This window comes from Janthinobacterium foliorum (genome assembly GCF_978021625.1).
The window spans coordinates 34273-59329 of sequence record NZ_CDXDQE010000021.1; the positions used below are offsets into that span (position 1 = coordinate 34273).

General features: G+C 62.8%; 20 protein-coding genes and 1 riboswitch. Of the genes, 9 read left to right on the top strand and 11 right to left on the bottom strand.

Annotated elements, in window-relative coordinates:
- Positions 1-96: 96 nt before the first annotated feature.
- Entirely contained in the window at positions 97-672 is a 576-nt protein-coding gene (locus tag ACZ92H_RS28360) for a TMEM165/GDT1 family protein (protein WP_131379000.1), read from the bottom strand.
- Positions 673-693: 21 nt separating this feature from the next.
- Positions 694-864, bottom strand: a riboswitch (yybP-ykoY riboswitch).
- A gap of 146 nt (positions 865-1010) precedes the next feature.
- Here ACZ92H_RS28360 and ACZ92H_RS28365 point away from each other — a divergent pair.
- The 4 genes from ACZ92H_RS28365 (at position 1011) to ACZ92H_RS28380 (ending at position 7509) form a co-directional block, all read left to right on the top strand.
- A complete protein-coding gene (locus tag ACZ92H_RS28365) occupies positions 1011-3407 on the top strand; it encodes a M1 family metallopeptidase (RefSeq protein ID WP_465051848.1) in 2397 nt (798 codons plus the stop codon).
- 115 nt (positions 3408-3522) lie between these two features.
- Positions 3523-5382, top strand: a complete 1860-nt coding sequence (locus tag ACZ92H_RS28370; protein ID WP_465051849.1) for a M1 family metallopeptidase — start codon at positions 3523-3525, stop codon at positions 5380-5382.
- Between the two features lie 20 nt (positions 5383-5402).
- Complete coding sequence (locus ACZ92H_RS28375) at positions 5403-7040, top strand: serine hydrolase (protein ID WP_465051858.1); 1638 nt, start codon at positions 5403-5405, stop codon at positions 7038-7040.
- Between the two features lie 280 nt (positions 7041-7320).
- Entirely contained in the window at positions 7321-7509 is a 189-nt protein-coding gene (locus tag ACZ92H_RS28380; protein ID WP_131378997.1) for a hypothetical protein, read from the top strand.
- A 61-nt stretch (positions 7510-7570) separates the two neighbouring features.
- On the opposite strand, the gene ACZ92H_RS28385 is transcribed toward ACZ92H_RS28380, so the two are convergent.
- From ACZ92H_RS28385 to ACZ92H_RS28425, 9 genes are all read right to left on the bottom strand, one after another.
- A complete protein-coding gene (locus tag ACZ92H_RS28385) occupies positions 7571-8401 on the bottom strand; it encodes a class I SAM-dependent methyltransferase (RefSeq protein WP_465051850.1) in 831 nt (276 codons plus the stop codon).
- A gap of 108 nt (positions 8402-8509) precedes the next feature.
- Positions 8510-9289: a class I SAM-dependent methyltransferase gene (locus ACZ92H_RS28390; RefSeq protein WP_465051851.1), complete on the bottom strand. Its 780-nt coding sequence runs from the start codon at positions 9287-9289 to the stop codon at positions 8510-8512.
- A 59-nt stretch (positions 9290-9348) separates the two neighbouring features.
- Entirely contained in the window at positions 9349-9873 is a 525-nt protein-coding gene (locus tag ACZ92H_RS28395) for an FxDxF family PEP-CTERM protein (protein ID WP_131378994.1), read from the bottom strand.
- A gap of 225 nt (positions 9874-10098) precedes the next feature.
- Positions 10099-11451, bottom strand: a complete 1353-nt coding sequence (locus ACZ92H_RS28400) for a sensor histidine kinase (RefSeq protein ID WP_131378993.1) — start codon at positions 11449-11451, stop codon at positions 10099-10101.
- The gene (locus tag ACZ92H_RS28405) at positions 11451-12797 is read right to left on the bottom strand and encodes a sigma-54-dependent transcriptional regulator (RefSeq protein ID WP_465051852.1); all 1347 of its coding nucleotides are present in this window, start codon (positions 12795-12797) and stop codon (positions 11451-11453) included. Before ACZ92H_RS28405 ends, ACZ92H_RS28400 begins: the two co-directional genes overlap by 1 nt.
- Positions 12798-12843: 46 nt before the next feature.
- Positions 12844-14079, bottom strand: coding sequence for an ABC transporter permease (locus tag ACZ92H_RS28410; RefSeq protein ID WP_131378991.1), 1236 nt, complete (start codon positions 14077-14079; stop codon positions 12844-12846).
- 30 nt (positions 14080-14109) lie between these two features.
- Complete coding sequence (locus tag ACZ92H_RS28415) at positions 14110-15420, bottom strand: ABC transporter permease (protein WP_465051853.1); 1311 nt, start codon at positions 15418-15420, stop codon at positions 14110-14112.
- Between the two features lie 10 nt (positions 15421-15430).
- Entirely contained in the window at positions 15431-16159 is a 729-nt protein-coding gene (locus ACZ92H_RS28420; RefSeq protein WP_465051854.1) for an ABC transporter ATP-binding protein, read from the bottom strand.
- A 30-nt stretch (positions 16160-16189) separates the two neighbouring features.
- Positions 16190-17455, bottom strand: a complete 1266-nt coding sequence (locus ACZ92H_RS28425) for an efflux RND transporter periplasmic adaptor subunit (RefSeq protein ID WP_131378988.1) — start codon at positions 17453-17455, stop codon at positions 16190-16192.
- Positions 17456-17700: 245 nt separating this feature from the next.
- On the opposite strand from ACZ92H_RS28425, the gene ACZ92H_RS28430 reads away from it, so the two are divergent.
- Positions 17701-19293, top strand: coding sequence for a MutS-related protein (locus ACZ92H_RS28430; protein ID WP_465051855.1), 1593 nt, complete (start codon positions 17701-17703; stop codon positions 19291-19293).
- On the opposite strand, the gene ACZ92H_RS28435 is transcribed toward ACZ92H_RS28430, so the two are convergent.
- Positions 19294-21219 carry a phosphoethanolamine transferase gene (locus ACZ92H_RS28435; protein ID WP_465051856.1) on the bottom strand — a complete coding sequence of 642 codons (1926 nt, stop codon included), beginning with the start codon at positions 21217-21219 and terminating at the stop codon, positions 19294-19296.
- Between the two features lie 421 nt (positions 21220-21640).
- Here ACZ92H_RS28435 and rpsL point away from each other — a divergent pair, with 421 nt between their 5' ends.
- The 4 genes from rpsL to ACZ92H_RS28455 form a co-directional block, all read left to right on the top strand.
- Complete coding sequence (gene rpsL / locus ACZ92H_RS28440; protein ID WP_010394376.1) at positions 21641-22024, top strand: 30S ribosomal protein S12; 384 nt, start codon at positions 21641-21643, stop codon at positions 22022-22024.
- Positions 22025-22176: 152 nt separating this feature from the next.
- Positions 22177-22647 carry a 30S ribosomal protein S7 gene (rpsG, locus tag ACZ92H_RS28445; protein ID WP_010394377.1) on the top strand — a complete coding sequence of 157 codons (471 nt, stop codon included), beginning with the start codon at positions 22177-22179 and terminating at the stop codon, positions 22645-22647.
- A 108-nt stretch (positions 22648-22755) separates the two neighbouring features.
- Entirely contained in the window at positions 22756-24861 is a 2106-nt protein-coding gene (gene fusA, locus ACZ92H_RS28450) for an elongation factor G (RefSeq protein ID WP_131378985.1), read from the top strand.
- Positions 24862-24933: 72 nt separating this feature from the next.
- On the top strand, positions 24934-25057 hold a 124-nt coding region (locus tag ACZ92H_RS28455; RefSeq protein ID WP_017454492.1), incomplete at its 3' end, for a GTP-binding protein.

The following is a 25057-nucleotide window of genomic DNA, read 5'->3' on the forward strand; positions in this document are numbered from 1 at the left end:
GCGCTGGCCTTGCGGGGCCGGCGCGCCGGTGTTCATGTCGACGGCATTGTAAATATCAACATGAACATTGTAAATAAGAAATTTTTTAATGCCTTGTCAGAATCCCAGGGCCGCGCCCGCGCCCAGCAGGGTCGCCACGCCCAGCACGGCAAACACCAGCGCCGCGATGCCGTGCACGAGGCGCAGCGAGACGCGGTTGGCGATCTTGTCGCCCAGGTACACGGCCGGCACGTTGGCCAGCATCATGCCGAAGGTGGTGCCCAGCACGACCGAATAAATGTCGTGGTAGCGTGCCGCCAGCGCCACGGTGGCCACCTGCGTCTTGTCGCCCATTTCCGCCATGAAGAAGGCGATCAGGGTGGTGAGGAAGACGCCGTATTTGGCCAGCCGGGTCTCGTCTTCATCGAGCTTGTCGGGGATCAGGGTCCAGGCGGCCATGGCCAGGAAGGAGACGCCCAGCACCCAGCGCAGCACGTCCGGCCCCAGCATGCTGGTGATCCAGGCGCCGACGGCGGCGGCAAACGCATGGTTGGCGATGGTGGCGACAAAAATGGCCAGCACGATGGGCAAAGGCTTGCGGAATTTGGCGGCCAGCAAAAAGGCCAGGAGTTGGGTTTTGTCGCCGATTTCAGCGAGACCGACGATGCCGGTGGAGATGAGGAATGCTTCCATGAGATTGCGAGAGGTACGTGGGCCGGACGAATTAACCAATGATCCACGGGCGACTCCGGCCCATGCGGCCGCCCTGGATCAATGGTCTCGTCAAGTTTTTGCAACCACCTGCACCATGGCCTGCGGGCCAATTATGTTGATACAGGTTCCCGCGGCAGGACCGCGGGACGACTACTCCCCAATGTTCGAGGCGCATCATACGCCAATGCCCGTGTGCGCGCCAGTGCCGCCACCTGCTGGCGCGGCCGGGTGTGTGGGGTGCGGACAACAATGCTCAACCCGCAAACAGACTCGACTTAGAATGCAGTTCTGTCCACGACTCCCAGATGGAATGCGCCATGCCGGTCTTCGTCCGCTTGCTTGCCTTGTGCTGTACGCTGTTTGCCTCCTTGCCCGCCCTGTGCGCCGGCGTGCCCTTCGACGACAAGTTCCGCCAGCTCGATGAGCTGCTGCCCACGCCGACCGCCTATCGCACGGCGTCCGGCGCGCCGGGCCACGCCTACTGGCAGCAGCGCGCCGACTACGTGATCCGCGCCACGCTCGATGAAGCGCGCCGTGAAATCACGGCCAGCGAACAGGTCACGTATCACAACCGTTCGCCCGACAGCCTGGCGTATCTGTGGCTGCAGCTGGACCAGAATGGCATCCGCAAGGATGCGGACCAGCGCCGCGTGCTGAGCGCGCCGTCGCGCCAGGCCTGGCTCAGCGGCAACGAGGACGAGGCGCTGAAATTCGAGGACTGGCGCGCCATCCAGGAAGGCCGCGCATTCGATGGCGGCTTCAATCTGGCCAGCGTCACCTCGGCCAGCGGCAAGCCGCTGGCTTATGTCATCAACCAGACCATGCTGCGCATCGATTTGCCGGCACCGCTGGCGCCGGGCCAGAGTGTCCGTTTTCACATCGCCTGGTCGTATAAAATCAATGACCAGAAGGTGCTGGTCGAGCGTTCCGGCTATGAGTATTTTGCGGACGACAAAAATACGATATTCCAGATCGCGCAGTGGTTCCCGCGCATGGCTGCCTACTACGATGCCGTCGGCTGGCAGAACAAGCAGTACCTGGGTACGGGCGAATTCGCGCTGGAATTCGGCGACTATGAAATGTACCTGACGGTGCCGTCCGACCACGTGGTGGCCGCCACGGGCGAATTGCAGAATCCCGCCGCCGTATTGAGCGCGGTGCAGCGCGAGCGCCTGGCCAGGGCAAAAGACAGCGACGCGCCGCTGCTGGTCATCACGCCGCAGGAAGCGCTGGCGGCGGAAAAAGGCAAGGCGGCGGGGATGAAAACCTGGCACTTCAAGGCGGCCAATGTGCGCGACGTGGCGTGGGCGTCGAGCCGCAAGTTCATTTGGGATGCCCGGGGCCTGGACAGCGGCGGCAAGCGCGTGCTGGCCATGTCGTATTATCCGAACGAGGGCAATCCGTTGTGGCAGCAGTACAGCACGCGCGCCGTCGCGCACGCCATCGAGCAGTACAACAAGTACAGTTTCGATTATCCGTATCCGGTGGCGATCTCCGTCAACGGCGCCGTGGCCGGCATGGAGTATCCGATGATTGCCTTCAATGGCGGGCGCCCCGTGAAGGATAAAAAGACGGGCGCGCTGACGTATTCAAAGACGACGAAATATGACCTGATCGGGGTGATCATCCACGAAGTGGGACACAATTATTTTCCCATGATCGTCAACTCGGACGAGCGCCAGTGGGCATGGATGGACGAGGGCCTCAATTCCTTTTTGCAGTACCTGGCCGAGCAGGCGTGGGAAGAGCATTTTCCGTCCTGGAATGGCGAGCCGCGCAAGATCGTCGACTACATGCGCGGCCAGAACCAGGTGCCCATCATGACCAATCCGGAGTCGGTGCCGCTGCTGGCGCCGAACGCCTACGACAAGCCTGCCACCGCCCTCAACATCCTGCGCGAGACCATCCTGGGGCGCGAGCTGTTCGATTTCGCCTTCCGGCAGTATGCGCAGCGCTGGAAGTTCAAGCGGCCCACGCCCGCCGATTTTTTCCGCACCATGGAAGACGCTTCCGGCACGGACCTGGACTGGTTCTGGCGCGGCTGGTTTTACACCACCGACGCCGTCGACATCAGCATCGACGGCATCAGCGAATATGGCGTGAGCACGAAGAATCCCGAAATTGAAAAAGCGTGGAAGAAAGCGCAAAGGGCGGCCCAGCCCATCTCGATCTCGGACCAGCGCAACAAGGTCTTGCCGAAGAAGGTCGACCTGGACCCCGTGCTGAAGGATTTCTATAACCAGCACGACGACTTCACGGTCACCAACAAGGACCGCAACGGCTACGCGGAAGAGCAGGAGACGCTGGAACCGTGGGAGCGCGCGATGCTGGAGCAGCGCGCCCAGGGCAAGCATCTGTATCTGGTCGATTTTTCGAATCTTGGCGGCCTGGTGATGCCGCTGATCCTGGAAATCGAACTGGCCAGCGGCAAGAAGATCATCGAGCGCGTGCCGGCCGAAGTATGGCGTTACTCACCGAAAAAAATCAGCAAGGTGATCATCACCGACGAGCCGATGGTGGGCCTGGTGCAGGACCCGTACTGGGAGACGGCCGACATCGATACGAGCAACAATGCCTGGCCCAGGAAAATCACGCCGTCGCGCCTGGAACTGTTCAAGCAGGACCGCGACAGGAACAACCTGATGAAGGATTTCAATACGCCGCTGAAGGCGCCGGAAGCCAGGTCCGAAGCTGTGCCAGCGACAAAACAGTAAACCAGCGCCGGCCCGTCCGGCGCTTTTTTCTGCCGGCCTGCGCCGGAAGTGCTATTCTGCGCGACGCCCTGGCGCACACTCGCCGGGGTCTTCGCAAATCATTCAAAAGACGACCATGCAAACTATGACCTACCTGCGCGCGCTGGGCTGTGCGCTACTTTGCCAGGTGACCCTGGCCGCGCACGCCGACCCCCTGAGCTACGCGCGCTACGACCAGGTACGCACGCGCGACCTGCAGCTGGACCTGAAGGCGGATTTCAAGCAAAAGACCCTGTCCGGCTATGCCGAGCTGTCGCTGAACTGGATCGATCCGGCCGCGCGTACCCTGGTGCTCGACACGCGCGACCTGGCGATCGCCAAGGTGCAGGTACAGGACAAGCGCGGCGCCTGGCAGATGGCGCCGTACCAGCTGGACAAGGCCGACCCGGAAAAGGGCCAGGCGCTGCGCATCACCACCACGGGCCAGCCGGAAAAAGTCCGCGTCTACTATCACACGGCGCCGAACGCCATCGCGCTGCAGTGGCTCACGCCGCAGCAAACCATGTCGGGCAAGCTGCCCTTCATGTTCAGCCAGTCGCAAAGCATCAATGCCCGCTCGTGGGTGCCGTCGCAGGATACGCCGGCCGTGCGCTTCACCTACAGCGCGCGCATCGATGCGCCAGCAGGCATGCGCGTCGTGATGAGCGCCGAGAATGACGAAAAGGCGACGGGCAAGGGCGGCTGGAAATTCAGGATGCCGCAGCCGATTCCTTCCTACCTGCTGGCCATCGCCATCGGCGAACTGGAAGTGCGCAAGCTCGGCCCCCGTTCGGCCGTGTATGCCGAACCGCCGCGCATCAAGGCGGCCGAATACGAGCTGGCCGATACGGAAAAAATGATCCAGGCGGCCGAAGCGCTGTATGGCCCGTATGGCTGGGGGCGCTACGACATGATCGTGCTGCCGCCATCGTTCCCTTACGGCGGCATGGAAAATCCGCGCCTGACCTTCCTCACGCCGACCATGATCGCGGGCGACCGCAGCCTGGTCGACCTGATCGCGCATGAACTGGCCCACTCGTGGTCGGGCAACCTGGTCACCAACGCGTCGTGGAAGCACATGTGGCTCAACGAAGGCTTTACCACCTACGTCACGACGCGCATCGTCGAGCAGCTGTATGGCAGCGAAGTGGCGCAGATGGGCGTGCAGGTCGACCAGGAAGAACTGGCCGCCTCCATCCGCGAATTGCCGGCGGCGAAAACGGCCCTCATCACGCGCGACGCGGATGCCAATCCGGCGGAGACCTACACGGATGACGGCATCATCTACCCGAAAGGCGCCTGGTTCCTGGCCACCATGGAGCAGCGCGCGGGCCGCGCCGTATTCGATCCCTTCCTGCGCGGCTGGTTCGACCAGCATGCGTTCCAGAGCGTGACGACGGAGCAGTTCATCGCCTACCTGCGCAAGAATCTGCTGGCGCAGCATCCGGACGTGATGCCGGCAGCGGAACTCGACGAATGGCTGTATGGCACCGGCGTGCCTGCCAGCGCCAAGCGCGTCGTCTCGCCGCGCCTGGCGCTGCTGGACCAGCACCGCGACGCCTGGCTGAAAGGCGAGCTGGCCACCAAGGACCTGGGCATGGACAAGTGGATCGCCATCGAATCGATGCACTTCCTGAACGACATCAACAACAAGGCCAGCGAGGCGCAATTGCGCGAGCTGGATCAGCTTTACGGCGTGGGCAAGAGCGGCAACAATGAAGTGGCCTACCGCTTCTACCTGGCGTCCGTCAACGCCGGCTACGACGTGCAGCAGCCCTTGCAGGCCTTCCTCATGAGCGTGGGCCGCCAGAAGTTTGTCGTGCCCCTGTACGGCGCCCTGATGAAGACGCCGCAGGGCCATGCCTGGGCCAAGGACGTGTATGCGAAAGCGCGCGAACGCTATCACCCGGTGACGCAGGAAAGCGTCGACAAGCTGATGGCCGCGCAAGCGCGTTAACCTGACTGGAGACCATGAACATGCAGACCATGAAGCATATTGCCGCTGCCATCGTGCTGGCTTTTTCCAGCATCAGCGTGCCGGCGCTGGCAGCCGCTGCCGCGCCAGCCGTCGCCATCGCGGCGCTGCCGGCGCCCGCCTTCGATCTCGAGCGCGACGTCAACCGCGCGCTGAAACTGTTCGACGTGCCCGGTATCGCGATTGCCATCGTCAAGGATGGCAAGGTGGTCGCCACCAGGGGCTTTGGCGTGCGTAAGCTGGGCGAACCGGCCGCCGTCGATGCGAAGACCCTGTTCGAAGTGGCGTCGAACTCGAAAGGCTTCACGGCCGCCGCGCTGGCCATGCTGGTCGACGAAGGCAAGCTGGCCTGGGACGATCCCGTCACCAAGCACCTGCCCGGTTTCCAGATGCACGATTCCTACGTGACGGGCGCCATGACCATCCGCGACCTGCTGACGCACCGCAGTGGCCTGGGCCTGGGCGCCGGCGACTTGCTGTGGTGGCCCACCACCACGTTTACCATTGACGAGATCATCGAGAAGCTGCGCTACATCCGTCCCGCGACGAGTTTCCGCAACAGCTACGCCTACGATAACCTGCTGTACATCGTGGCCGGCAAGATCATTGCCGACAAGGCGGGCAAGAGCTGGGGCGAGGCCATGCACGAACGCATCCTCGCGCCGCTGGGCATGACGGGCACCACCACCAGCCTGGCGGAAAACGCGGGCAATCCCGACGTCGCCAGCGCGCACAGCAAGATCGATGGCAAGATCGCCGCCGTGAAATCGATGCCCGTGCCGAACGCCGTGGGGGCCGTCGGCATCAACACGAATGCGGAAGATATCGCCAAGTGGATGATGGTGCTGCTCGACGAAGGCAGGATCGCCGGCGTGACGGACAAGGACGGCAAGGAAGCGCGCCTGATCAGCGAGAAGCAGGCGCGCGAGCTGTGGACGGCGCAAACGCCGATCAAGATCCCGGAACCGAAACCGCCGCTGGCCGCGACCAAGCCGAATTTCAGCGCGTATGGCCTGGGCTTCCAGCTGCGCGACTACAAGGGCATGAAAGTGGCCATGCACGGCGGCGCGCTGCAGGGTTTTTATTCGCGCGTGCTGATGGTGCCGGAAGCGAAACTGGGCGTGGCCATTCTCACCAACGCGGAAAATGGCGGTTCGATGACGGCGCTGCAATGGCGCATCCTTGACCACTACCTGCAGGCGGCGCCGTCCGACTGGCTGGCGCTGGTGTCCAAGGTGGAACAGGACCAGCATGCCGAAGAGGTGAAAAAGCAGGGCAAGGCGTCCAGCGCGCGCGCGGCGAAATCGCAGCCTTCGCTGCCGCTGGCGGCGTATGACGGCGAGTATGAAGATGCCTGGTATGGCAAGGTGGTGATTCGGCCGGAAGGCAAGAAGCACATCCTGAGCTTTACGCGCACGCCGGATCTGACGGGCGAACTGGAACACTGGCAGCACGATACCTTCATCGTGCGCTGGAAGGAGCGCAACTTCAACGCCGACGCCTATGTGACGTTCTCGCTCAACCCGGACGGCAGCATCGACCGCGTGAAGATGGCACCCGTGTCGGCGGAGACGGACTTCAGCTACGATTTCCAGGATCTGAGCCTGGCGCCGGTAAAGCCGAAGGAAGCGAAGAAGTAAAGGGCAGATACAAAAACCGCAGCGTCGTCTGCGGTTTTTTTTTTGCCCCTTGCCATGCAAGTGCGCGACAGGATGGCGGCAGGCCGCTTTTTATTTCTTGAAATGGCTGGAAAAAGAAACGTTATCTTGTTTTCCTGTTTGCGTATTTGCTAACTTTCTGGGGTGGTACTATTTCCATGCGCCACATTATTCGTCTATCGATAGACGGTTTTTGGCGGCTGCCGTCTTTGTCTTCCAGTGGTTTTTTATAACGACTCGACTCTTTGGGAATGGGATAAAAATGATCAATGTAAAAAAAGCCGTATTTGTCTTCTGTGCCGCCGTCGGTTTCGCCGGTGCCCTGGGCAGCGCGATGGCGCAGCCAACGCGCCAGGCCTGCATGCAGGCTCTGTTTGATTGCAACGATGGCGTCATGAGCCAGTGCACGGTCGTCTCGCGCTCTTGCGGCGTGTACGGCATTTACCTGTAAGGCGCGCTGCGCGCACAAGCATCAGGCGGCGCGCCCAGCCGGCCCGCCGCCATAGGCCTTGCTAGGGTTTGACGAACTTCAGCGTCATGCGGTCGCTCTCGCCGATGGCCGTGTATTTGTCGCGCTCCACATCCTTGTTGGCATAGGTGGGCGGCAAGGCCCAGACGCCGCCCTGGTGGTCGGCATGGTCTTTCGGATTGGCGTTGATTTCCGATTTGCCCGCCAGCTTGAAGCCCGCACCTTCGGCCAGCTTGATCACATACGCTTCGTGCATGTAGCCGCTGCTGGCCGTGGCATCCTGCGCCTTGCCGGCTGGCAGGCGGTGCTCGACGACGCCGAAGACGCCGCCCGGTTTCAGGCTGTCATACACCTGCTTGAACAGCACTTGCATGCCTGCTTCGCCGATCGGTATCCAGTTGTGGATATTGCGGAAGGTGAGCACCATGTCGGCCGTGCCTTTCGGCGCGATGCGGTAGGTGGCGGGAGGCGCGAAGGCGCCGATTTCCACCTTGCCGAAGGCCGCCGGGTTGGCGTCGAGTTTTTGCTGGAAGCGCGCCGCGCCACGGCGTGCGCCTTCGCTGGCCGATTGCGGGTCGTTGCCGGCCGCGATCAGTTTGCCATTGTCGCGCAGGTAGGGCGCCAGGATCTCCGTGTACCAGCCGCCGCCGGGCGCCAGTTCCACCACCGTCATGTTCGGCTTGATGCCGAAGAACGTCAGCGTTTCATACGGGTGGCGCGCGCCGTCGCGCGCCGCGTTGGCTGGCGTGCGCGCGCTGCCGGCGATGGCCGCCTTCAGGGCCGCGTCGCCCGCATCGGCCGCCAGTGCCGCGCCGCTGCCGCCGCAGGCCAGCATGGCCGCCAGGGCCGCGGCCAGGGATACTCGCTTCATCATCATCTGCTCCATTCATGTGTGGGTCGATTGGTGGCGATCGCCATCAATGCCGATCATCGGGCAAGCGCGCGGACGGGTCAAGCGGATTCCGTCTCCCCTGCGGCGGCTTTACTGCTGGTCCAGCATCCATTGCTTCAAGCCGTTGACCCAATTCTTGGCGGGCAGGTTGAACTGTTTCTTGATGGCGGCGGCGCGTTCGTACAAGTCGCTGAAATCGAGCGATGGCGACTTCTTGAACGCCAGCACGACGATGTTCTCGTCTTCCATTTCCGGTACCCAGACGACGGCATCGAAGACCAGTTCCATCGCTTGCAGGTTCTTGTCGTAGTTGGGGAAGTCGCCGAAGACATTCGTGCACATGATGCCGTCGTCCGTCAGGCAGTCGAAGCAAGCCTGGTAGAACTCGGGCGTGTCGAGCACGGGGCCGCGTGCCTCTTCGTCGTACAGGTCTACCTGCAGCGCGTCGATGCTGCCGTGGTTGGCCGGGTCGAGCACGAAGTCGAGCGCATTCATTTCGCGCACGTCGAGGTGCGCGTCGTTCGGCGGCAGCGCGAACTGGGCGCCGCAGATGGCGATCACGTTCGGATTGAGTTCGATGGCCGTGACCTGGGCATCGGGAAAGCGGCGGTAGCTGAACTTGGTCAGGGCGGCGCTGCCCAGACCCAGCTGCACGATGCGTTGCGGCTGCGTCTTGAAGAGCATCCACATCATCATCATCTGCACGTATTCGAGTTCGATGGCGTCGGGCTTGTCCAGGCGCATGGCGCCCTGCACCCATTTGGTGCCCAGGTGCAGATAGCGGATGCCGCGGTGTTCGGTGGTGGTGGCCGGCGGGTGGCCAGGGTGGCTGAAAGCGGTGCTGCTGGTGGAAGTGAAATCGGTCGTCATGGCGCCAGTGTAGCAGCCAGCCCCAAAAAAAAGACGCCGCAGCGTCTTTGGGGGGGCGCTCAAGCTTGCTTGCGGCGCCGCGCCAGGAAACCGAGTACGCCCAGGCCGGCCAGCAGCATGGCATAGGTTTCCGGTTCCGGGACAGGCGCCAGGTTCAGGTTGAAGGTGCCGCCATAGCTGCCGCCATTGCTTTTTCCCATCACCGTCAGGGTCAGCGGACCGTTGAACAGCAGGCTGGTTTGCGCCAGCACCTGGCCCTGGGCATAGCCGAAGACGGTGGGGCCGCCAAAGCCCGTCAGGGCGATGCCGTTCAGGTTCGCGCTGCTGAAGTTGATGGATGCCGCATCGCTGCCCGTCACCGACAGGTTGGCCAGGAACGCTTGCGCCGTCGAGCCAAAGGTCGCATTCGGCGTGAAGGTGAAAACGTCGGTGAAATTCCCGAGCGGACTCGGCGTGGCGTTGAAGCCGCCCGTCCACAGATTGCCTGTGGTATTGGTCAGGTTGACCGTGTATGCCGCCGCATACGCGCTGCCGATGGATGCCGCACCCAGTACCGCTGCTGCGATGAGTGATTTCAGTTTCATGGTTATCCCCGCGAAAAGACGATGAATGTTTCAAAAAAACCGTACCGCGGAGCTAAATTATCGCCAAGGCATTTTATTGTCAATGAGCTATTTTTATATCATTATGAAAACTTAAATAGCTTATTTCTAACACACGGGCATGGCGCGCAATTAGTTGCAAAATTAATTACACAAATTGTTGATATAGCACAATAAATAGTTGTAACTTGTGTGGGCCAAAAATCGTTATACAGGTATCTCATTTCTATCGAGCAAGGGAAGGATCAGGGTCACGGCCAGGCCGCCGCCGTCGCGGTTGGCCAGGGTGATGCGGCCGCCATGCGCCTCGGCGATTTCGCGCGCCAGGGCCAGGCCCAGTCCCGTGCCGCTGCGCTTGGTGGAATAGAACGGCACCAGCGCGTTTTCCAGCACGGCGCCGCTCATGCCGGGGCCGCGGTCGCGCACTTCGATGCGCAGCTGGCCTTGCGCCTGGCTCACGTGCAAGCCGATGTGCGTTTCACGCGAGCCCGATTCGCGCGCATTCTTGAGCAGGTTCAGCAGTGCTTGCTGCATTTGCGCCGCGTCGAACACGGCCGCCTGCGCGGGTGGCGGGCTGTCGAGCGTGAAGGCCGCTTGCGAGGCCAGGCTGTCGAGAAACGGCTGCCATGCGCAGGCGGCCAGGCGTGGCGCGGGCAGCTTGGCAAAGCGCGCATAGCCGAGGATGAAGCTCTCCAGGTGGCGCGTGCGCTCCTCGATGGTGGCGAGGATTTGCGGCAGGCGCTCCGTCTGTCCGCGGCGCACCAGCTCGGCACCCGAATGGGCCAGCGAGGCCAGCGGCGCCAGCGAGTTGTTCAGTTCATGGCTGATGACGCGGATGACTTTTTTCCAGGTCTGCACTTCCTGGCGCCGCAGTTCCAGCGTCAGCTGGCGCAGCAGCAGCAGCTCATGCTGGCGGCCATTCAGGCTGAAGCTGCGCCGCGCCAGGTGGTACACCTCTTCCTGCTCGCCTTCGCCGCTGGTAAACAGGCCATCGCTGGCGCGCGCCAGCGCTTCGGCCAGGGCCGGTGCCGCCTGCTGCACGATGTCGGCCAGGCGCTGGCCTTCCAGCCGCCGTCCCTGGTGCAGCAGCTGGCGCGCGGCCAGGTTGGCGTAGACGATGGCGCTGCCTTCGGCCACCAGCAGCATGGCCACCGGCGTGTTCTGCACCATGGTGTCGAGCAGCAGCTCGCGCTGCACCAGGTCCAGGCGCTGCTTGCGCAGCACGTCGCCAAGCGCATTGTGCGTCGCCACCAGGTCGGCCAGTTCATCGTTCTGCGGCCAGCGCAGGCTGAAGGCGAAGTCGCCATCCTGGTAGCTGGCGACGGTGCCGCTCAAGGCGCGGAACAGCGACAGCATCGATTGCAGCTGCGCGCGGATGGTGATGATGGCGATGGGCAGGATGCACAGCAGGGACAGGCCCAGCACCAGCCACGGCCGGCCGGGCAGGAAGTGCGCGAGCAGCAATGCGATGCCCATGCCCAGCACCAGCAGGGTGACGATCAGCGCCGTCCAGCGGGTCAGCAAGGACAGGCGCAGGGGCGAGGGCGCGACGGGCGGCATCAGGCGCGCGCGATGCCCAGGCGCTCCATGCGCCGGTACAGCGCCTGGCGCGACAGGCCCAGTTCCTGCGCTGCCTGCGCCACCACGCCGTGGGCGCGCGCCAGGGCCGCCACGACGCTGTCGCGGTCCGGTTCCGCGGACGCGCCATCCGGCGGCGCGCGCGGCGTGGCCGCCGCCGGCAAGCCCAGCTCCTGCGCCTGGATCACGGCGCCCGGCGTCAGCAGGCTGGCGCGCTGCATGACGTTTTTCAGTTCGCGCACGTTGCCGGGCCAGCCATGCGCCAGCAGGGCAGCTTCGGCTTGCGCGTGCAGTGTTTTTTCGGCGCCCAGGAAATGCCGCGCCAGCACCAGGATGTCGGCCGGACGCTGGGCCAGCGGCGGCAGGCGCAGTTCGATCACGTTGAGGCGGTAAAACAGGTCTTCGCGGAAGGTGCCGGCGCGTATCATGGCCGGCAGGTCGGCATTGCTGGCGCTGATGACGCGCACCTTCACCTGCCGTTCGCGGTTCGAGCCGAGGCGTTCGAAACGGCCCGTTTCCAGCACGCGCAGCAGCTTCATTTGCCCGGCCAGCGGCAGGTTGCCTATCTCGTCGAGAAACAGCGTGCCGCCGTCGGCCGCATCGAACTTGCCGTCGCGCGCCCGCGTGGAACCCGTGTAGGCGCCCGCTTCGGCGCCGAACAGTTCGGCCTCGATCAGGTCCACCGGCACGGCGCCGCAATTGAGCACCACGAAGGGGCCGTTGGCGACCTGGGAATTGGCCTGCACGATGGCGGCGATGCGCTCCTTGCCGCTGCCGTTCGGCCCGGAAATGAGCACCGGCACGTCGGCGCGCGCCACCTGGCATGCCAGGTGCACGACGCGCTCCGTGGCCGGGTCTTGCCACACCATGCCGCGCAAGTCGAAGTCGTGTTCCAGCGCGTGGCGCTGGCGCTGTTCGGCCAGCACGCGCTGGCGCAGGGCGCGGCTGGCTTGCCCCAGTTCCAGCAGGTTTTGCACGGAAGCGATCAGGCGCCGGTCATCCCACGGCTTGGCCAGGTAATCGGCCGCGCCGGACTTGATCAGGTCGACGGCCGCGTCCAGCTGCGTCCACGCCGTCAGCAGGATCACCGGCAAGTCCGGATGGCGCGCGCGGATGGCGTGGAACAGCGCGCTGCCTTCCTCGCCCGAAGTGGTGTCGGCCGTGAAGTTCATGTCCTGCACCACCAGATCGATGGGCTGGCGCGCCAGCAGCGCCAGGCCTTCTTCCGGCGAGGCGGCGCGCAGGGCATCGATATCGTGCAGCGAGAACAGCACGTCGAGCGCGATGGCCACGGCGGCATTGTCGTCAATAATCAGTACGGTAGGCATGCGCGCAGCATAACATTCTCATGACGGCCAGGGCAGGGAGGCATGCTCACGTGCCGCGCGTGGCGGTGGCCGGCGAAATGCTGGCCGCGCGCCATGCCGGGCCGTACACGGCGCCCAGTCCCAGCAGCCAGAATACCAGTGCGCCGCCCAGCAGATAGGCCAGCGGCAGGCGCGCCATTTCCAGCTGGCTGACCAGCAACTGGTTCAGCGCCAGGGCCAGCACCACGCCGGCCGCCACGCCCACGCTGGTGATCATGAAATTCTCCGTCAGGAAGTAGCGCAGGATATCGACCTTGCGCGCGCCCAGTGCGCGCCGCACGCCGATCTGCTTGCGCCGCTGCGTCACCCACAGGCTGGCGATGCCGACGATGCCGCTGGCCGTCACCAGCAGCAGCAGGGCCGACACGGTGATCAGCATCCACGACAGGGCGCGGTCGGCGCGGTAGCGCGTGTCGCGGTCTTCGTCCAGGCTGCGGATGCGCACGATCAGTTTGTCCGGCGTGGCCGCGCGGATGGCTTGCTCGGCTTCCTTCATCACGCGGTCGCGCTGGCCCGGCTCGGCGCGGATGGTCAGCAGGGTATCGCCGTCGCCCGTCAGGCGCGCGGGAAAGATCACGGAATACTCGCCCTGGTCGCCCACTTCCGCGCCCTGGGTCTGCAGCCGGTCGATGACGCCGACCACTTGCAATTGCTGGGCATTCTCGCCCGTGCCCAGGAACAGGGGCATGCCCAATGCGCTGGCGCCGCCCGGATTGATTTTTTCCGCCATGGCCCGCGTGATGATGACTTGCGGCGGAAAGACCTCCGTCACGTTCTGGTCGATTTCGGCGATTTCGGCGGGCGTGAAGTCGCGCCCTTCCCGCAGTTGCAGGCCCCAGGTCTTGAGCAGCGAATCGGGCGTGACGTACACGGCAGCGATGGCGGAGCTGTTTTCCTGCTTGCGGCTGGCGGCGAAGCCGCTGTTGCTGCCGCTGCGCGACAGGGGTACCTGGCTTACCTGCGCCACGGAGACGACGCCGGGCACGGCGCGCGCGGCGGCAGCCAGGCGTTTTTGCAGGGCCAGTTCTTCATTGTGGCCCTGTGGCCGCAGGTTGCGCGCCAGCAGATGGAAGACGTCGTGCTCGGCCGCCACGCCGCTGGGGCGCGCCGCCACTTCCTGGCGCACGTTGACGATATGCAGGGCATTGGCCAGGATGGCCAGGCTCAGGGCTACCTGCACGGCGACCAGGATGGCGCCGGTTTTGCTGCGCATCAGCGCAGACAGGATGGGTCGGATTTCCATGGTGATCCTATTCGTGTGCGGTGTGGGCGGTCATTGGGATTTGAGCTGGATGGCCGGCGTCACCTGGCAGGCGCGCCAGGTCGGCAGCAGGCCGGCCAGGATGGCGGCGGCGACCGAGATGACGAAGGTCATGGCCAGCATCACCCAGTCCATGTGCGCGGCGACGGTCAGCTGTTTCGACTGCATGCCGATCAGGGCCAGGGCGCCGAAGGAGAGCAGCAGGCCCAGCACGCCGCCGGCCAGGCCGATGACGGTGGTCTCGATGAGGAACTGGCGGAAGATGTCGCTGCGCGAGGCGCCCAGGGCGCGGCGGATGCCCACCTCGGAAGCGCGCACGGAAAACTTTGCCAGCAGCAGGCCGATGGTGTTGACCAGGCACAGTGCCAGGAAACCAAAGGCCAGCCAGGCCGACAGCCGGTTGTCGTTGCCGACCACGCGCAGGTGCACCAGCCATTCGTCGATGCTGAACAGCTTGTTGGGCGCCGCGCGCATCAGGCGGCCCAGCTTGCGCTGTTCCTGTGCATAGCTGTCCAGGTAACTTTGCAATTCGCCACGCTGGTCGTCGCTGGCCATCTCGAACCAGAACTGCATCCATGTGCATTCCGAATCGAGCGTGCCCTGAAAGCCCGGTTCGCGGTTGCCGCTGCAACTCATACTGCCGTTGTGGCCCGTCTGGTGGCGGATCGCGCTGCTGAACGGGATGAAGTAACTGTCTTCGCTGCCGAAGGCGCCGCTGCCGATGATGCGGTGGATGCGCGGCACCGGATCCCATTTGTCGAGCACCCCCGTGATCTGGTACTGGAAGCCCATGAAGCTCATGCGCTGGCCGACCGGGTTGCTGTTGCCATACAGTTTTTCCGCCAGCTTGCGCGACAGGACGATGACGTCGGCGCCGGTCGCATCGTCGGCATCGCTCCATGGCTGGCCATACAGGAACGGCGTCTCGAACATGGCAAAGAAATCGCGGTAGGCGGCCAGTCCCTGCGAACTGAAGGCGCCGATATCCTTGCGTTCGGGCTCGATGGCGCCGCCCACGCCGTACATCACGCTGCGGCGCTCGCCGATTTTGCTGTTCTGGAAGTTGACGGCGTCGCGGTAGCTGAGCTGCTTGTCGCCCGACTCGTTGCCCGGCGTGTAGCCGGTAAGCGTGCCATTGTCGACCAGCGGCACGAACATGCGGCCATTCTTGTGCGGCAGCGGATTGCCGGACATGACGTGCAGGATGGTCAGCGTGGAAATGCTGGCGGCCACGCCGATGGCCAGGGTCAGCACCATCAGCGCCGTCAGGGCAGGGTTGCGGCGCAGGCTGCGCAGGCCGAGCAGGAAGTAATACTGGAGCATGGGTCTGTCCTCAGGCCGTGGCGGTGCTGCTGGCGGCCTTGGCCGGGCTGCTGGCCAGCGACGGCCCCTTGTGCACCAGGTCCGACACCTGGCCGTCGATGATGTGCACGTTGCGCTGGCTGCGCAGCGCCAGTTCGGGATCGTGCGTGACCATCAGGATGGTGGTGCCTTGCGCGTTGATTTCTTCCAGCAGTTCCATCACGCCGCGCGCCATCTGCGTGTCCAGGTTACCCGTCGGTTCATCGGCCAGCAGCAGCTTGGGCGAGCCGGCCAGCGCGCGCGCGATCGCCACGCGCTGCTGCTGGCCGCCCGACAGTTCGGCCGGGTAGTGCTTCATGCGCGAGGCCAGGCCCACCTTGGCCAGCGCATCCTCGATGCGCTCGCGTCGCTCGGCGCTGTTGTAGCCGCGGTAGCGCAGCGGCACGTCGACATTGTCGAACAGCGACAGGTCGGGGATCAGGTTGAAGCCCTGGAAAATGAAGCCCAGCTTCTCGTTGCGCAGGCGCGAGCGGGCATTGTCGTTCATGCCTTTCACGTTGACGCCATCGAGGATGTATTCGCCGTCCGTGAACTCTTCCAGCAGGCCGGCGATGTTCAGGAAGCTGGTCTTGCCGGAACCGGACGGTCCCGTGACGGTGACGAATTCGCCCTGCTTGACGTGAATTTCAAAACCGCGCAGCGCGTGCGTTTCGATCATGTGGGTGCGATAGACTTTGTTCAGGTTTTGCATGCGCAGCATGGCGAGTCTCCGGGTAGAGGGGAAATGGGATTAATTGAGCGAGACGCGGGCCGCGTTGTCAAACGCTTCCGTGCCGGCCACGACAACCTTGTCGCCCTGCTTCAGGCCGCCGAGGATTTCCACCGACGAGACGCTGGTGGCGCCCATCTTGATGGGTGTGCGGATGGCCACGCCGTCGCGCACGACGTAGGCGAAGCGGCCGCCGTCGGCTTCGACGAAGGGCCCGCGCGCCAGCATCAGCACGTTCGGTTTTTCGTCGATCAGCAGGCGTGCCGTGACGCGCTGGTTCTGCCGCAGGCCGGGCGGCTGTTCGCCGTTGAAGCGCACGCGCGCCAGCACCTGGTTTTTGACCACTTCGGGCGACAGCGCCGAGAGTTTGCCCGTCGCCTTGATGGCGCCCGTCTCGATCTCCGCGCTCATGCCCAGGCCGATATCGGCCACATACGTTTCCGGCACTTCCAGCTCCACTTCCAGCTGCGACAGGTCGACCAGGGTCATCAGCGCCGTATTGGCTTGCACCACGCTGCGGTTGGCCACCGACAGGGTGCCGATGAAGCCATTGACGGGCGCGCGCACGGTCAGTTCGTCGACGCGGCGCTGGGCATTGTCGCGGCTCAGGCGCTGGCGTTCCAGTTCGTTGACCTTGGTCTTCAGTGCCAGGGTCACGTCCTCGCTTTCCAGGCCTGCCGCCTGGGAGGCGTGCTTGCTGCGGATTTCGGCGGAATTGAGCGCATCCTTCGCCTTCTGGTAATCGATCTTGGCGATGATGCCGACCTGCGCCACGCTTTCATAGCGTTCCAGCGTGCGCTGCGCGGACAGGCGATCGATCTCCGCCGTGTCCGCTTCGCGCCGCGCCAGCAGTTTCTGTTTCTTGGCCAGGATCTGCTGGCGCGCCACCTCCGCTTCCAGCTGCTGCACGCTGGACTGCTCGCGCTTCAGGGCGTCGGACAGGTCCGGGGATTCCAGCACGGCGAGGATGTCGCCCTTCCTGACCGTGTCGCCCGCCTTGGCCTTCAGGGTCACGGTGGCTACCGTGGTCGAGTACAGGGTGGGGCTGATGGCGGCCACCACGCGTCCATTCACGGCGGCGTCGCGGATCAGGGTGCCGCGCGTGACTTCGGCGATGCGCAGGCGGCTGGCATTGACGGAGTGTTCGCTGTTGCGCCAGCCGGCAAACACGGCGATGGCGCCGCCGATGACGATGACGGCGCCGGCCAGCAGCAGGGCGCGTTTCTTGTGGCGCTGGCCCGCCGGGGCGGACAGCACGGCGTCTTGGGAGGAAGTATCGCGGATCATGGTGGACATTTCGTGGACAATGATTTGTTCAATGCACGATCCGTGCCAATGTATAAGCCATTGATCTGCAAGTAGAAAAATCCAGGTGTCCGGCTGTCCGCCGTGTCCGCGCCGTCCGCCGGCTGTCCGCGCGCGCCCTGCGGACAGGCAGGGCGCGCCGGGATCTTGATAATCTGGCAATCGTCCTGATCTGTTGCTCGCAGTGATGGCGCGCGGCGCCATGCTGGCCACCTTTCAGGAGCATGATGCCTGCCTCGCCTCCCAAGCCTTCCCCGTTTGTCAGTGTAAGCCGCTGGCTGCGCCAGTTCGCCAGCCTGCCCGAGCCGGCGCAATTCGATTACCCGTTTGCCCGCAGCGACATCGCCATGCTGCAGCAGGTCGAAGGTGGCCCGCTGCAGCTCGATGGCCAGACCTGGGATGAAATGCTGCTCGATGACTACCATGCGCAGCTGGCCGCGCAGGCCAGCATTCTCGGCCAGCAGCGCCTGCATCAGCGCCTGGCGGGCGGCATGGCAGGCTCCGCGTCGCGCGCGCGCATCGCGGCCCTGCTGGCCGCGCCGGGTCAGCAGGCGGCGCTCGAGCAAGCCATGCGGCCGCTGCGCACGGCAGACATGGAGGTGGCGGCGCTGCTGTGCGGCGCGGCCCCGCCTGCGCCGCCATGGTGGAGCCGCTGGCTGCTGCTGCCGACCTTGATACTGCTGGTGTCGCTGCTGGCCGCGTGGCTGGCGGCGCCGCTGGCGTGGGCTGTCGTGCTGCCTGTCTGGCTCTTGCTGATGGCGCTGCAGATGCGCTTTCATGACCGCTGCAAGCCGTGGGAGCGCAAGGTGTTTACCCTGCAGCAGATATTGCTCGTGCATGGCCGCCTGGGCGCAGCGGGGTCGCCATTCACAACGCCGTGGCGCGAAGGCAGCCGCGAGGCAGGCGTGATCAACCGCCAGATCACGCCGCTGCGCTGGATCAAGATGATTCCGCTGCTGAGCGAATATGACGACTGGCTCATGCTGGGCAACATCCGGCGCTACTTTCACAGCCTGCGCGTGGTGCGGCGCGAACGCGCGTTCCTGCGCCAGAGTTTCCTGCTGCTGGCCGACCTGGATGCGGACCTGGCCCTGGCGCGCCACCTGCGCGGGCGCGCGCAGTTCTGCTGGGCGCAGGACGCCGCCGCGCGGCAATGGTCGCTCGAGGCCATGGTGCATCCGCTGCTGGACGGGGCCATGCCGCTGTCCTTGCGTCTCGATGGCCGCGGCGTCTTCATCTCGGGGCAGAATGCCATCGGCAAGAGCACCTTGCTGCGCGGCGTCGGCCTCAATCTGGTCAGCGCGCGCGCCTTCGGTTTCTGCTATGCGCAGGCCGCCAGCGTGCCGCTGCTGCCGCTGTATTCGAGCATGCAGAATGAAGATTCGCTCGATGGCGGCGAAAGCCTGTATATCGCCGAACTGCGGCGCGCGCGCGAACTGCTGGCGCTGGCCGAGGGCGGCGCGCCGGCGCTGTTCCTGATCGACGAGATTTTCCGCGGCACGAACCACCTCGAGTCGGTGGCGGCGGCGGCCGCCGTGCTGCATACGCTGGCGGCGCACCATCCGGTGATCGTCTCGTCGCACAACCTGGTGCTGGGTCCCTTGCTGGAAGACTGCCTGGCGCCCTGGTGCGTGCGCCGCGACGAGCGCGGTGCGCTGCTGCTGGCGCCCGGCGTGCTGCAGGCCACCAATGGCATCGCCCTGCTGGCGCAGCGGGGCTTCGGCCGCGCCATCGAAACCAAGGCGGCGCAGGTCTTCGACTGGCTCGGCACGCACATGGCGCAGCCGGCCGATTGCGCGGGCGTGCTGGCCGGCGACTGATTATTTATCCTGCTTTTCCGGCGTGCTCTTGTCGATCACTTCGCGGCAGTCGCCGCGGATGATGGCGTTGTCGTAGTTGGTCCAGCCGTAGCTGTCGACGTAGCGCTTGTGCTGCTTGAAGCGGGGGCTGGCGATGCTCCATTCCGGCTGTTCGCCGGCGAAGCGGATGTCGCCCAGGTCGAGCAGGGTGTGGAACATGTTTTCCGTCGACAGCCGCGCCTTCTGATGGCGCTGCAGCTGCGTCACCTTGTCCGGGTAATGCTGCTGGAATTGCGGCGAATACCAGACGAAGGCGGGCACGTGGAACTCGAACTGCGTGTTATGCCCGTGGAAGGCGAGGCGGCAGGTGCCGTCATACAGGGTCTGGCCGTGGTCGGCCACGTAGACGAGCGAACTGCGCAAGGCCATGCGCTGGCCGCCATCCTTCAGGATGCCGATCACGTTCGACAGGAACCAGTCCGTGTACAGGATGGAGCTGTCATAGCTGTTGTTCAGCTGCGGCTTGATGGCCGTATCCGTGTAGACGGGCTTGTCGACGCCGAACAGCGACGGCTGCCACTTATCGAAGGACTTCGGATAGCGCTGGCTGTAGTTCCAGTGGCTGCCCAGCGTGTGCAGCACGATGAGCTTTTTCGGCGCCGGATCGGCCAGTGCGTTCTTCAGCGGGTCGAACAGGATCTGGTCGAAGTTCGAGCTGTTGGTAAAGCCGCCCAGGTTCAGGAACTGCACCACGTCCGCTTCCTTGGCGAAGACGGAGACGGGGGTGTCGAACTGGCCGAACGAGATCTGGTTCGACAGCCAGTACGTCTTGAAGCCCGCTTCCTTGTAGGCCGTCAGGAAGGATTTTTCCGAGAAGCCATCCTTGAGGCTTTGCGTGGCCGGCTTGCGCGAGATGATGACGGGCACGGACAGGCGCGTGGCGGAAACGGCCGTGATGACATCGGCCAGCGGCACCAGATTGCTTTCCTGCTTCAGCAGGGGATTGGTGTCGCGCTCGTAGCCATTCAGGCTCCATCGGTCGTAGCGCGACGATTCGCCGATCACCATCACCACCACTTCCGGCTGGGTATCGGGATGCTGCTGGTGCGCGCCGAAACGGAAGCTGCTGCTTTTCCGGCCCAGTTCGGCCAGATACCGACGTTCCTTGTAAAAGTCCAGGCCGCGCGCCATCAGGCCGAAGGGCCAGGAATTGCTGACGGTGTCGAAGGTGTAGGGCAGGCGCGCCCAGTGGGGCAGGCTGGGCCAGTCCAGGCCCGTGTCGTCGGCGCCGGCGATGCTGGCATTTTCCGGCTTGTTGCTTTCCTCGTCTTCCTCGGCCGTTTCGTCCTCGGCCGAACTGGCGTCGCCGAAGCCGGAGGCGTGCGCCTTGCCGCTGGCCGCCGGCGTGCCGGCCTTGCTGGACGCGGCGGCGCTGTGCATCGCCTTGGCGTCGAAGCCGAATTCGTAGCCATAGCCCCAGAAGGCGCCCAGCAGGAGCAGCAGCGCGACGGCGGCAGGGCGCGTTTTGCCGCGCCAGTCCAGGTCGCGCGTGCGCGTGGCCGCATACCAGCTGAGCATGCACCAGGCGATGACGCCCAGCATGACGGCGCCCATCAGCCAGACCTTTTGCCCGAGAAATTCCATCGCTTCCTTGGGACTGGTTTCCACGATGATGCCCAGGTGGTGCGTGGAAATGCCCTGGCCATAGAAGATGAACAGGTAGATTTCCGTCGGCAGGGCGAGGAAGGCGGGCACCAGCAGCCAGTGGAAATACGCGGGGCGCTTGAAGACGCTCCAGACGGCCAGCCAGGCCAGCAGCTCGAAGGTGAGCATCTGCCATGGGTGCTCGAGCGGACGCCCCAGCAGTACCGGGATGAAGGGCACGGCTGTCAGCAGGGCATACGTCAGCAGCAGGAACAGATTGGCAGGGCGAAGCAAGGAGCGCATAGAGGAGGCGGCAAGGCGGCGAAAAATGTCCGCTATTATCATTCCTTTTGTCATCTCGTGGTCATACTGGAACAGCCTTGGCGGCAACTTGTCCGCAGAGAAAGAGTGCCGGATCGGCAAGGGCGGCGCTGGCGCAGTGCCAGGAAAAATTAGCCAAAATGCCACAAATCGGCCGTGTTTTTGCCTTTTTTTATAGCAAAAAGCCGTAAACTGATTGACCCCCTGTAACACAAGGTCTAAACTAGCGAGTTCTCGATTTTATTCTGCACATCGTTTACGTGTTACTTGGCATTTCATGGCCGCTCCTTATCGAGTGGCTGCGGGCGCCGCCGGTGCGCAGCAGATAAGAACGGGACGAGGTTTTAGTCGCCGGGCATCTTGCCCGGGTTATTAATCGTATTTTTTTGTTGGATTTATAACGATGCCAACCATCAATCAATTGATTCGCAATCCACGCGTCGCTTTGACCGTGAAGAGCAAATCGCCGGCGCTGGAAAACAGCCCGCAAAAGCGTGGCGTCTGCACACGTGTTTACACCACGACTCCAAAGAAGCCTAACTCGGCTCTGCGTAAAGTCGCTAAAGTTCGCCTGACCAATGGTTTCGAAGTCATTTCGTACATTGGCGGTGAAGGCCATAACCTGCAAGAGCATAGTGTTGTGCTGTTGCGCGGCGGCCGCGTCAAGGATTTGCCGGGTGTGCGTTACCACATGGTTCGCGGTGCTCTGGATACCCAAGGCGTTAAAGACCGTAAGCAATCGCGTTCGAAGTATGGTACCAAGCGCGCTAAAGCAGGCAAGAAGTAATAAGTTGTACGCAGCAAACCCAAGTTTCGCTCAGTGGCAACTAGCTAAGTGAATGTAGTCGACCGCATCTGGTCGAGTAAGTGGAAGACTATGATGGTCGTCCGCGAGTGTGCGAAGAACGCGCGCTCAACTGAAGATTGAAAGGAATTGATATGCCACGTCGTCGTGAAGTACCCAAGCGCGAAATTTTGCCAGATCCAAAATTCGGCAACACTGATGTCGCTAAATTTGTAAACGTGCTGATGCTGTCCGGTAAGAAATCGGTTGCAGAAAACATCATCTACGGTGCTTTCGAGCACATCGCAGCAAAATCGGGCAAAGATCCGCTCGAAGTTTTTGCTACCGCAATCAACAACGCCAAGCCGTTGGTTGAGGTGAAATCCCGTCGCGTCGGTGGTGCAAACTACCAGGTGCCGGTCGAAGTTCGCCCAGTCCGTCGTATGGCTCTGTCCATGCGTTGGTTGCGTGAAGCTGCTAACAAGCGCAGCGAAAAATCGATGCCACAACGCCTCGGCGGTGAGCTGATGGAAGCGGCTGAAAGCCGCGGCGGCGCGATGAAAAAACGCGACGAAGTCCATCGTATGGCTGAAGCGAACAAAGCGTTCTCGCATTTCCGCTTCTAATATAAAGCCAGCTACCGCAAGGCGGCTGTCAAGCATCTGTTGTTCGAGGCCGGGCTCATTTTTGCAAAAAAATGCTGCTCGGTTTTGTCCATTCATTTAGGATTAATTATGGCCCGCAAGACCCCCATTGAGCGCTATCGCAATATCGGTATCTCCGCTCACATCGATGCAGGTAAGACGACCACGACCGAGCGCGTCCTGTTCTACACAGGCGTGAACCACAAGCTGGGCGAAGTCCATGATGGCGCTGCCACCACCGACTGGATGGCGCAGGAGCAAGAGCGCGGCATCACGATTACCTCGGCTGCTGTTACGTGCTTCTGGAAAGGCATGGCTAACAACTTCCCAGCGCATCACATCAACATCATCGACACCCCGGGCCACGTTGACTTCACCATTGAAGTTGAACGCTCGATGCGCGTGCTGGATGGCGCCTGCATGGTTTACTGTGCAGTCGGCGGCGTGCAGCCACAATCGGAAACGGTATGGCGTCAGGCTAACAAATACAAAGTGCCACGTCTGGCCTTCGTGAACAAGATGGACCGTACCGGCGCCAACTTCTTCAAGGTCTACGATCAGATGCGTTCGCGTCTGAAAGCCAACCCGGTGCCTATCCAGATGCCGATCGGCGCTGAAGACGTCTTCACCGGTGTTATCGATCTGGTCAAGATGAAGGCCGTCATTTGGGACGACGCTTCGCAAGGCATGAAGTTTGAATACGAAGACATTCCTGCACACCTGGCCGCCGATGCTGCCAAGTGGCGCGAGAACATGGTTGAAGCCGCTGCTGAAGCGTCGGAAGACCTGATGAACAAGTACCTGGAAGAAGGCGACCTGTCGGAAGCCGAGATCAAGGCTGCTCTGCGTCAACGTACCATCGCCAGCGAAATCGTTCCAATGTTGTGCGGTACCGCCTTTAAAAACAAGGGCGTACAAGCCATGTTGGACGCGGTCATCGAGTACCTGCCATCGCCAATCGACATTCCGCCAGTACCTGGTCTGGATGAAGATGAGCAGCCTGTCGAGCGTAAAGCTGACGACAACGAGAAATTCTCGGCGCTGGCATTCAAGATCGCAACCGATCCGTTCGTGGGTCAGCTGTGCTTCATCCGTTGCTACTCGGGTACCCTGAATTCGGGCGACTCGGTGTTGAACTCCGTGAAGCAGAAGAAAGAGCGTATCGGCCGTATCGTGCAGATGCAAGCGAACGAACGCGAAGAAATCAAGGAAATGCGCGCTGGCGACATCGCCGCTGTTGTGGGTCTGAAAGACACCACCACTGGCGATACGCTTTGCGACGACAAGGCAAGCGTGGTTCTGGAACGCATGGTCTTCCCTGAGCCAGTGATTTCGCAAGCGGTTGAGCCAAAAACCAAGGCCGACCAGGAAAAAATGGGCTTGGCGCTGAACCGTCTGGCAGCAGAAGATCCATCGTTCCGCGTGCGTACCGATGAAGAATCGGGCCAGACCATCATCGCCGGTATGGGCGAGTTGCATCTGGACATCATCGTTGACCGCATGAAGCGCGAATTCAACGTTGAAGCCACCGTCGGCAAGCCACAAGTGGCTTACCGTGAAACGATCCGTAAAGTGTGCGAAGAGTCGGAAGGCAAATTCGTCAAGCAATCGGGTGGTCGTGGTCAATACGGTCACGTGGTTCTGAAGATCGAGCCGCAAGAACCGGGCAAGGGCTTTGAATTCGTTGACGCGATCAAGGGCGGCACCGTTCCTCGCGAATACATCCCTGCAGTTGAAAAGGGTGTGCGCGACACGCTGACTTCGGGCGTGATGGCTGGCTACCCAGTCGTTGACGTGAAAGTCACGCTGTTCTTCGGTTCGTACCATGATGTTGACTCGAACGAAAATGCATTCCGCATGGCCGCTTCGATGGCATTCAAAGATGGCTGCCGCAAAGCATCGCCAGTCATCCTGGAGCCGATGATGGCCGTGGAAGTGGAAACGCCGGAAGACTACGCCGGTACCGTGATGGGCGATCTGTCGTCGCGTCGCGGTATGGTGCAAGGCATGGATGAAATTGCTGGCGGTGGCGGCAAGATCATCAAGGCCGAAGTGCCTCTGTCGGAAATGTTCGGCTACGCTACGTCGTTGCGTTCGTCGACCCAAGGTCGTGCGACTTACACGATGGAATTCAAGCACTATGCTGAAGCACCTAAGCATGTGACTGAAGCAATCGTAAGCTCGAAAGCTAAGTAATAGAAGTTCCGGACCGGCTTTCACGAGAATGCCGGTCCCTACATTTAAATCATTGTTCTAAGGAAGAATAAAATGGCAAAAGGTAAATTCGAACGGACCAAGCCGCACGTCAACGTCGGCACCATCGGCCACGTCGACCACGGTAAAACCACGCTGACCGCTGCAATCGCAACGGTTCTGTCGAAGAAATTCGGCG

Excerpts from the sequence above, each read along its gene's own strand:
- ACZ92H_RS28395 (WP_131378994.1), bottom strand. The coding sequence starts at position 9,873 with ATGAAACTGAAATCACTCATCGCAGCAGCGGTACTGGGTGCGGCATCC.
- ACZ92H_RS28370 (WP_465051849.1), top strand. The coding sequence starts at position 3,523 with ATGCAAACTATGACCTACCTGCGCGCGCTGGGCTGTGCGCTACTTTGC.
- rpsL (WP_010394376.1), top strand. The coding sequence starts at position 21,641 with ATGCCAACCATCAATCAATTGATTCGCAATCCACGCGTCGCTTTGACC.
- rpsG (WP_010394377.1), top strand. The coding sequence starts at position 22,177 with ATGCCACGTCGTCGTGAAGTACCCAAGCGCGAAATTTTGCCAGATCCA.
- ACZ92H_RS28380 (WP_131378997.1), top strand. The coding sequence starts at position 7,321 with ATGATCAATGTAAAAAAAGCCGTATTTGTCTTCTGTGCCGCCGTCGGT.
- ACZ92H_RS28425 (WP_131378988.1), bottom strand. The coding sequence starts at position 17,455 with ATGATCCGCGATACTTCCTCCCAAGACGCCGTGCTGTCCGCCCCGGCG.
- ACZ92H_RS28410 (WP_131378991.1), bottom strand. The coding sequence starts at position 14,079 with ATGGAAATCCGACCCATCCTGTCTGCGCTGATGCGCAGCAAAACCGGC.
- ACZ92H_RS28365 (WP_465051848.1), top strand. The coding sequence starts at position 1,011 with ATGCCGGTCTTCGTCCGCTTGCTTGCCTTGTGCTGTACGCTGTTTGCC.
- fusA (WP_131378985.1), top strand. The coding sequence starts at position 22,756 with ATGGCCCGCAAGACCCCCATTGAGCGCTATCGCAATATCGGTATCTCC.
- ACZ92H_RS28400 (WP_131378993.1), bottom strand. The coding sequence starts at position 11,451 with ATGCCGCCCGTCGCGCCCTCGCCCCTGCGCCTGTCCTTGCTGACCCGC.
- ACZ92H_RS28430 (WP_465051855.1), top strand. The coding sequence starts at position 17,701 with ATGCCTGCCTCGCCTCCCAAGCCTTCCCCGTTTGTCAGTGTAAGCCGC.
- ACZ92H_RS28375 (WP_465051858.1), top strand. The coding sequence starts at position 5,403 with ATGCAGACCATGAAGCATATTGCCGCTGCCATCGTGCTGGCTTTTTCC.
- ACZ92H_RS28405 (WP_465051852.1), bottom strand. The coding sequence starts at position 12,797 with ATGCCTACCGTACTGATTATTGACGACAATGCCGCCGTGGCCATCGCG.
- ACZ92H_RS28360 (WP_131379000.1), bottom strand. The coding sequence starts at position 672 with ATGGAAGCATTCCTCATCTCCACCGGCATCGTCGGTCTCGCTGAAATC.
- ACZ92H_RS28435 (WP_465051856.1), bottom strand. The coding sequence starts at position 21,219 with ATGCGCTCCTTGCTTCGCCCTGCCAATCTGTTCCTGCTGCTGACGTAT.
- ACZ92H_RS28420 (WP_465051854.1), bottom strand. The coding sequence starts at position 16,159 with ATGCTGCGCATGCAAAACCTGAACAAAGTCTATCGCACCCACATGATC.
- ACZ92H_RS28390 (WP_465051851.1), bottom strand. The coding sequence starts at position 9,289 with ATGACGACCGATTTCACTTCCACCAGCAGCACCGCTTTCAGCCACCCT.
- ACZ92H_RS28385 (WP_465051850.1), bottom strand. The coding sequence starts at position 8,401 with ATGATGAAGCGAGTATCCCTGGCCGCGGCCCTGGCGGCCATGCTGGCC.
- ACZ92H_RS28415 (WP_465051853.1), bottom strand. The coding sequence starts at position 15,420 with ATGCTCCAGTATTACTTCCTGCTCGGCCTGCGCAGCCTGCGCCGCAAC.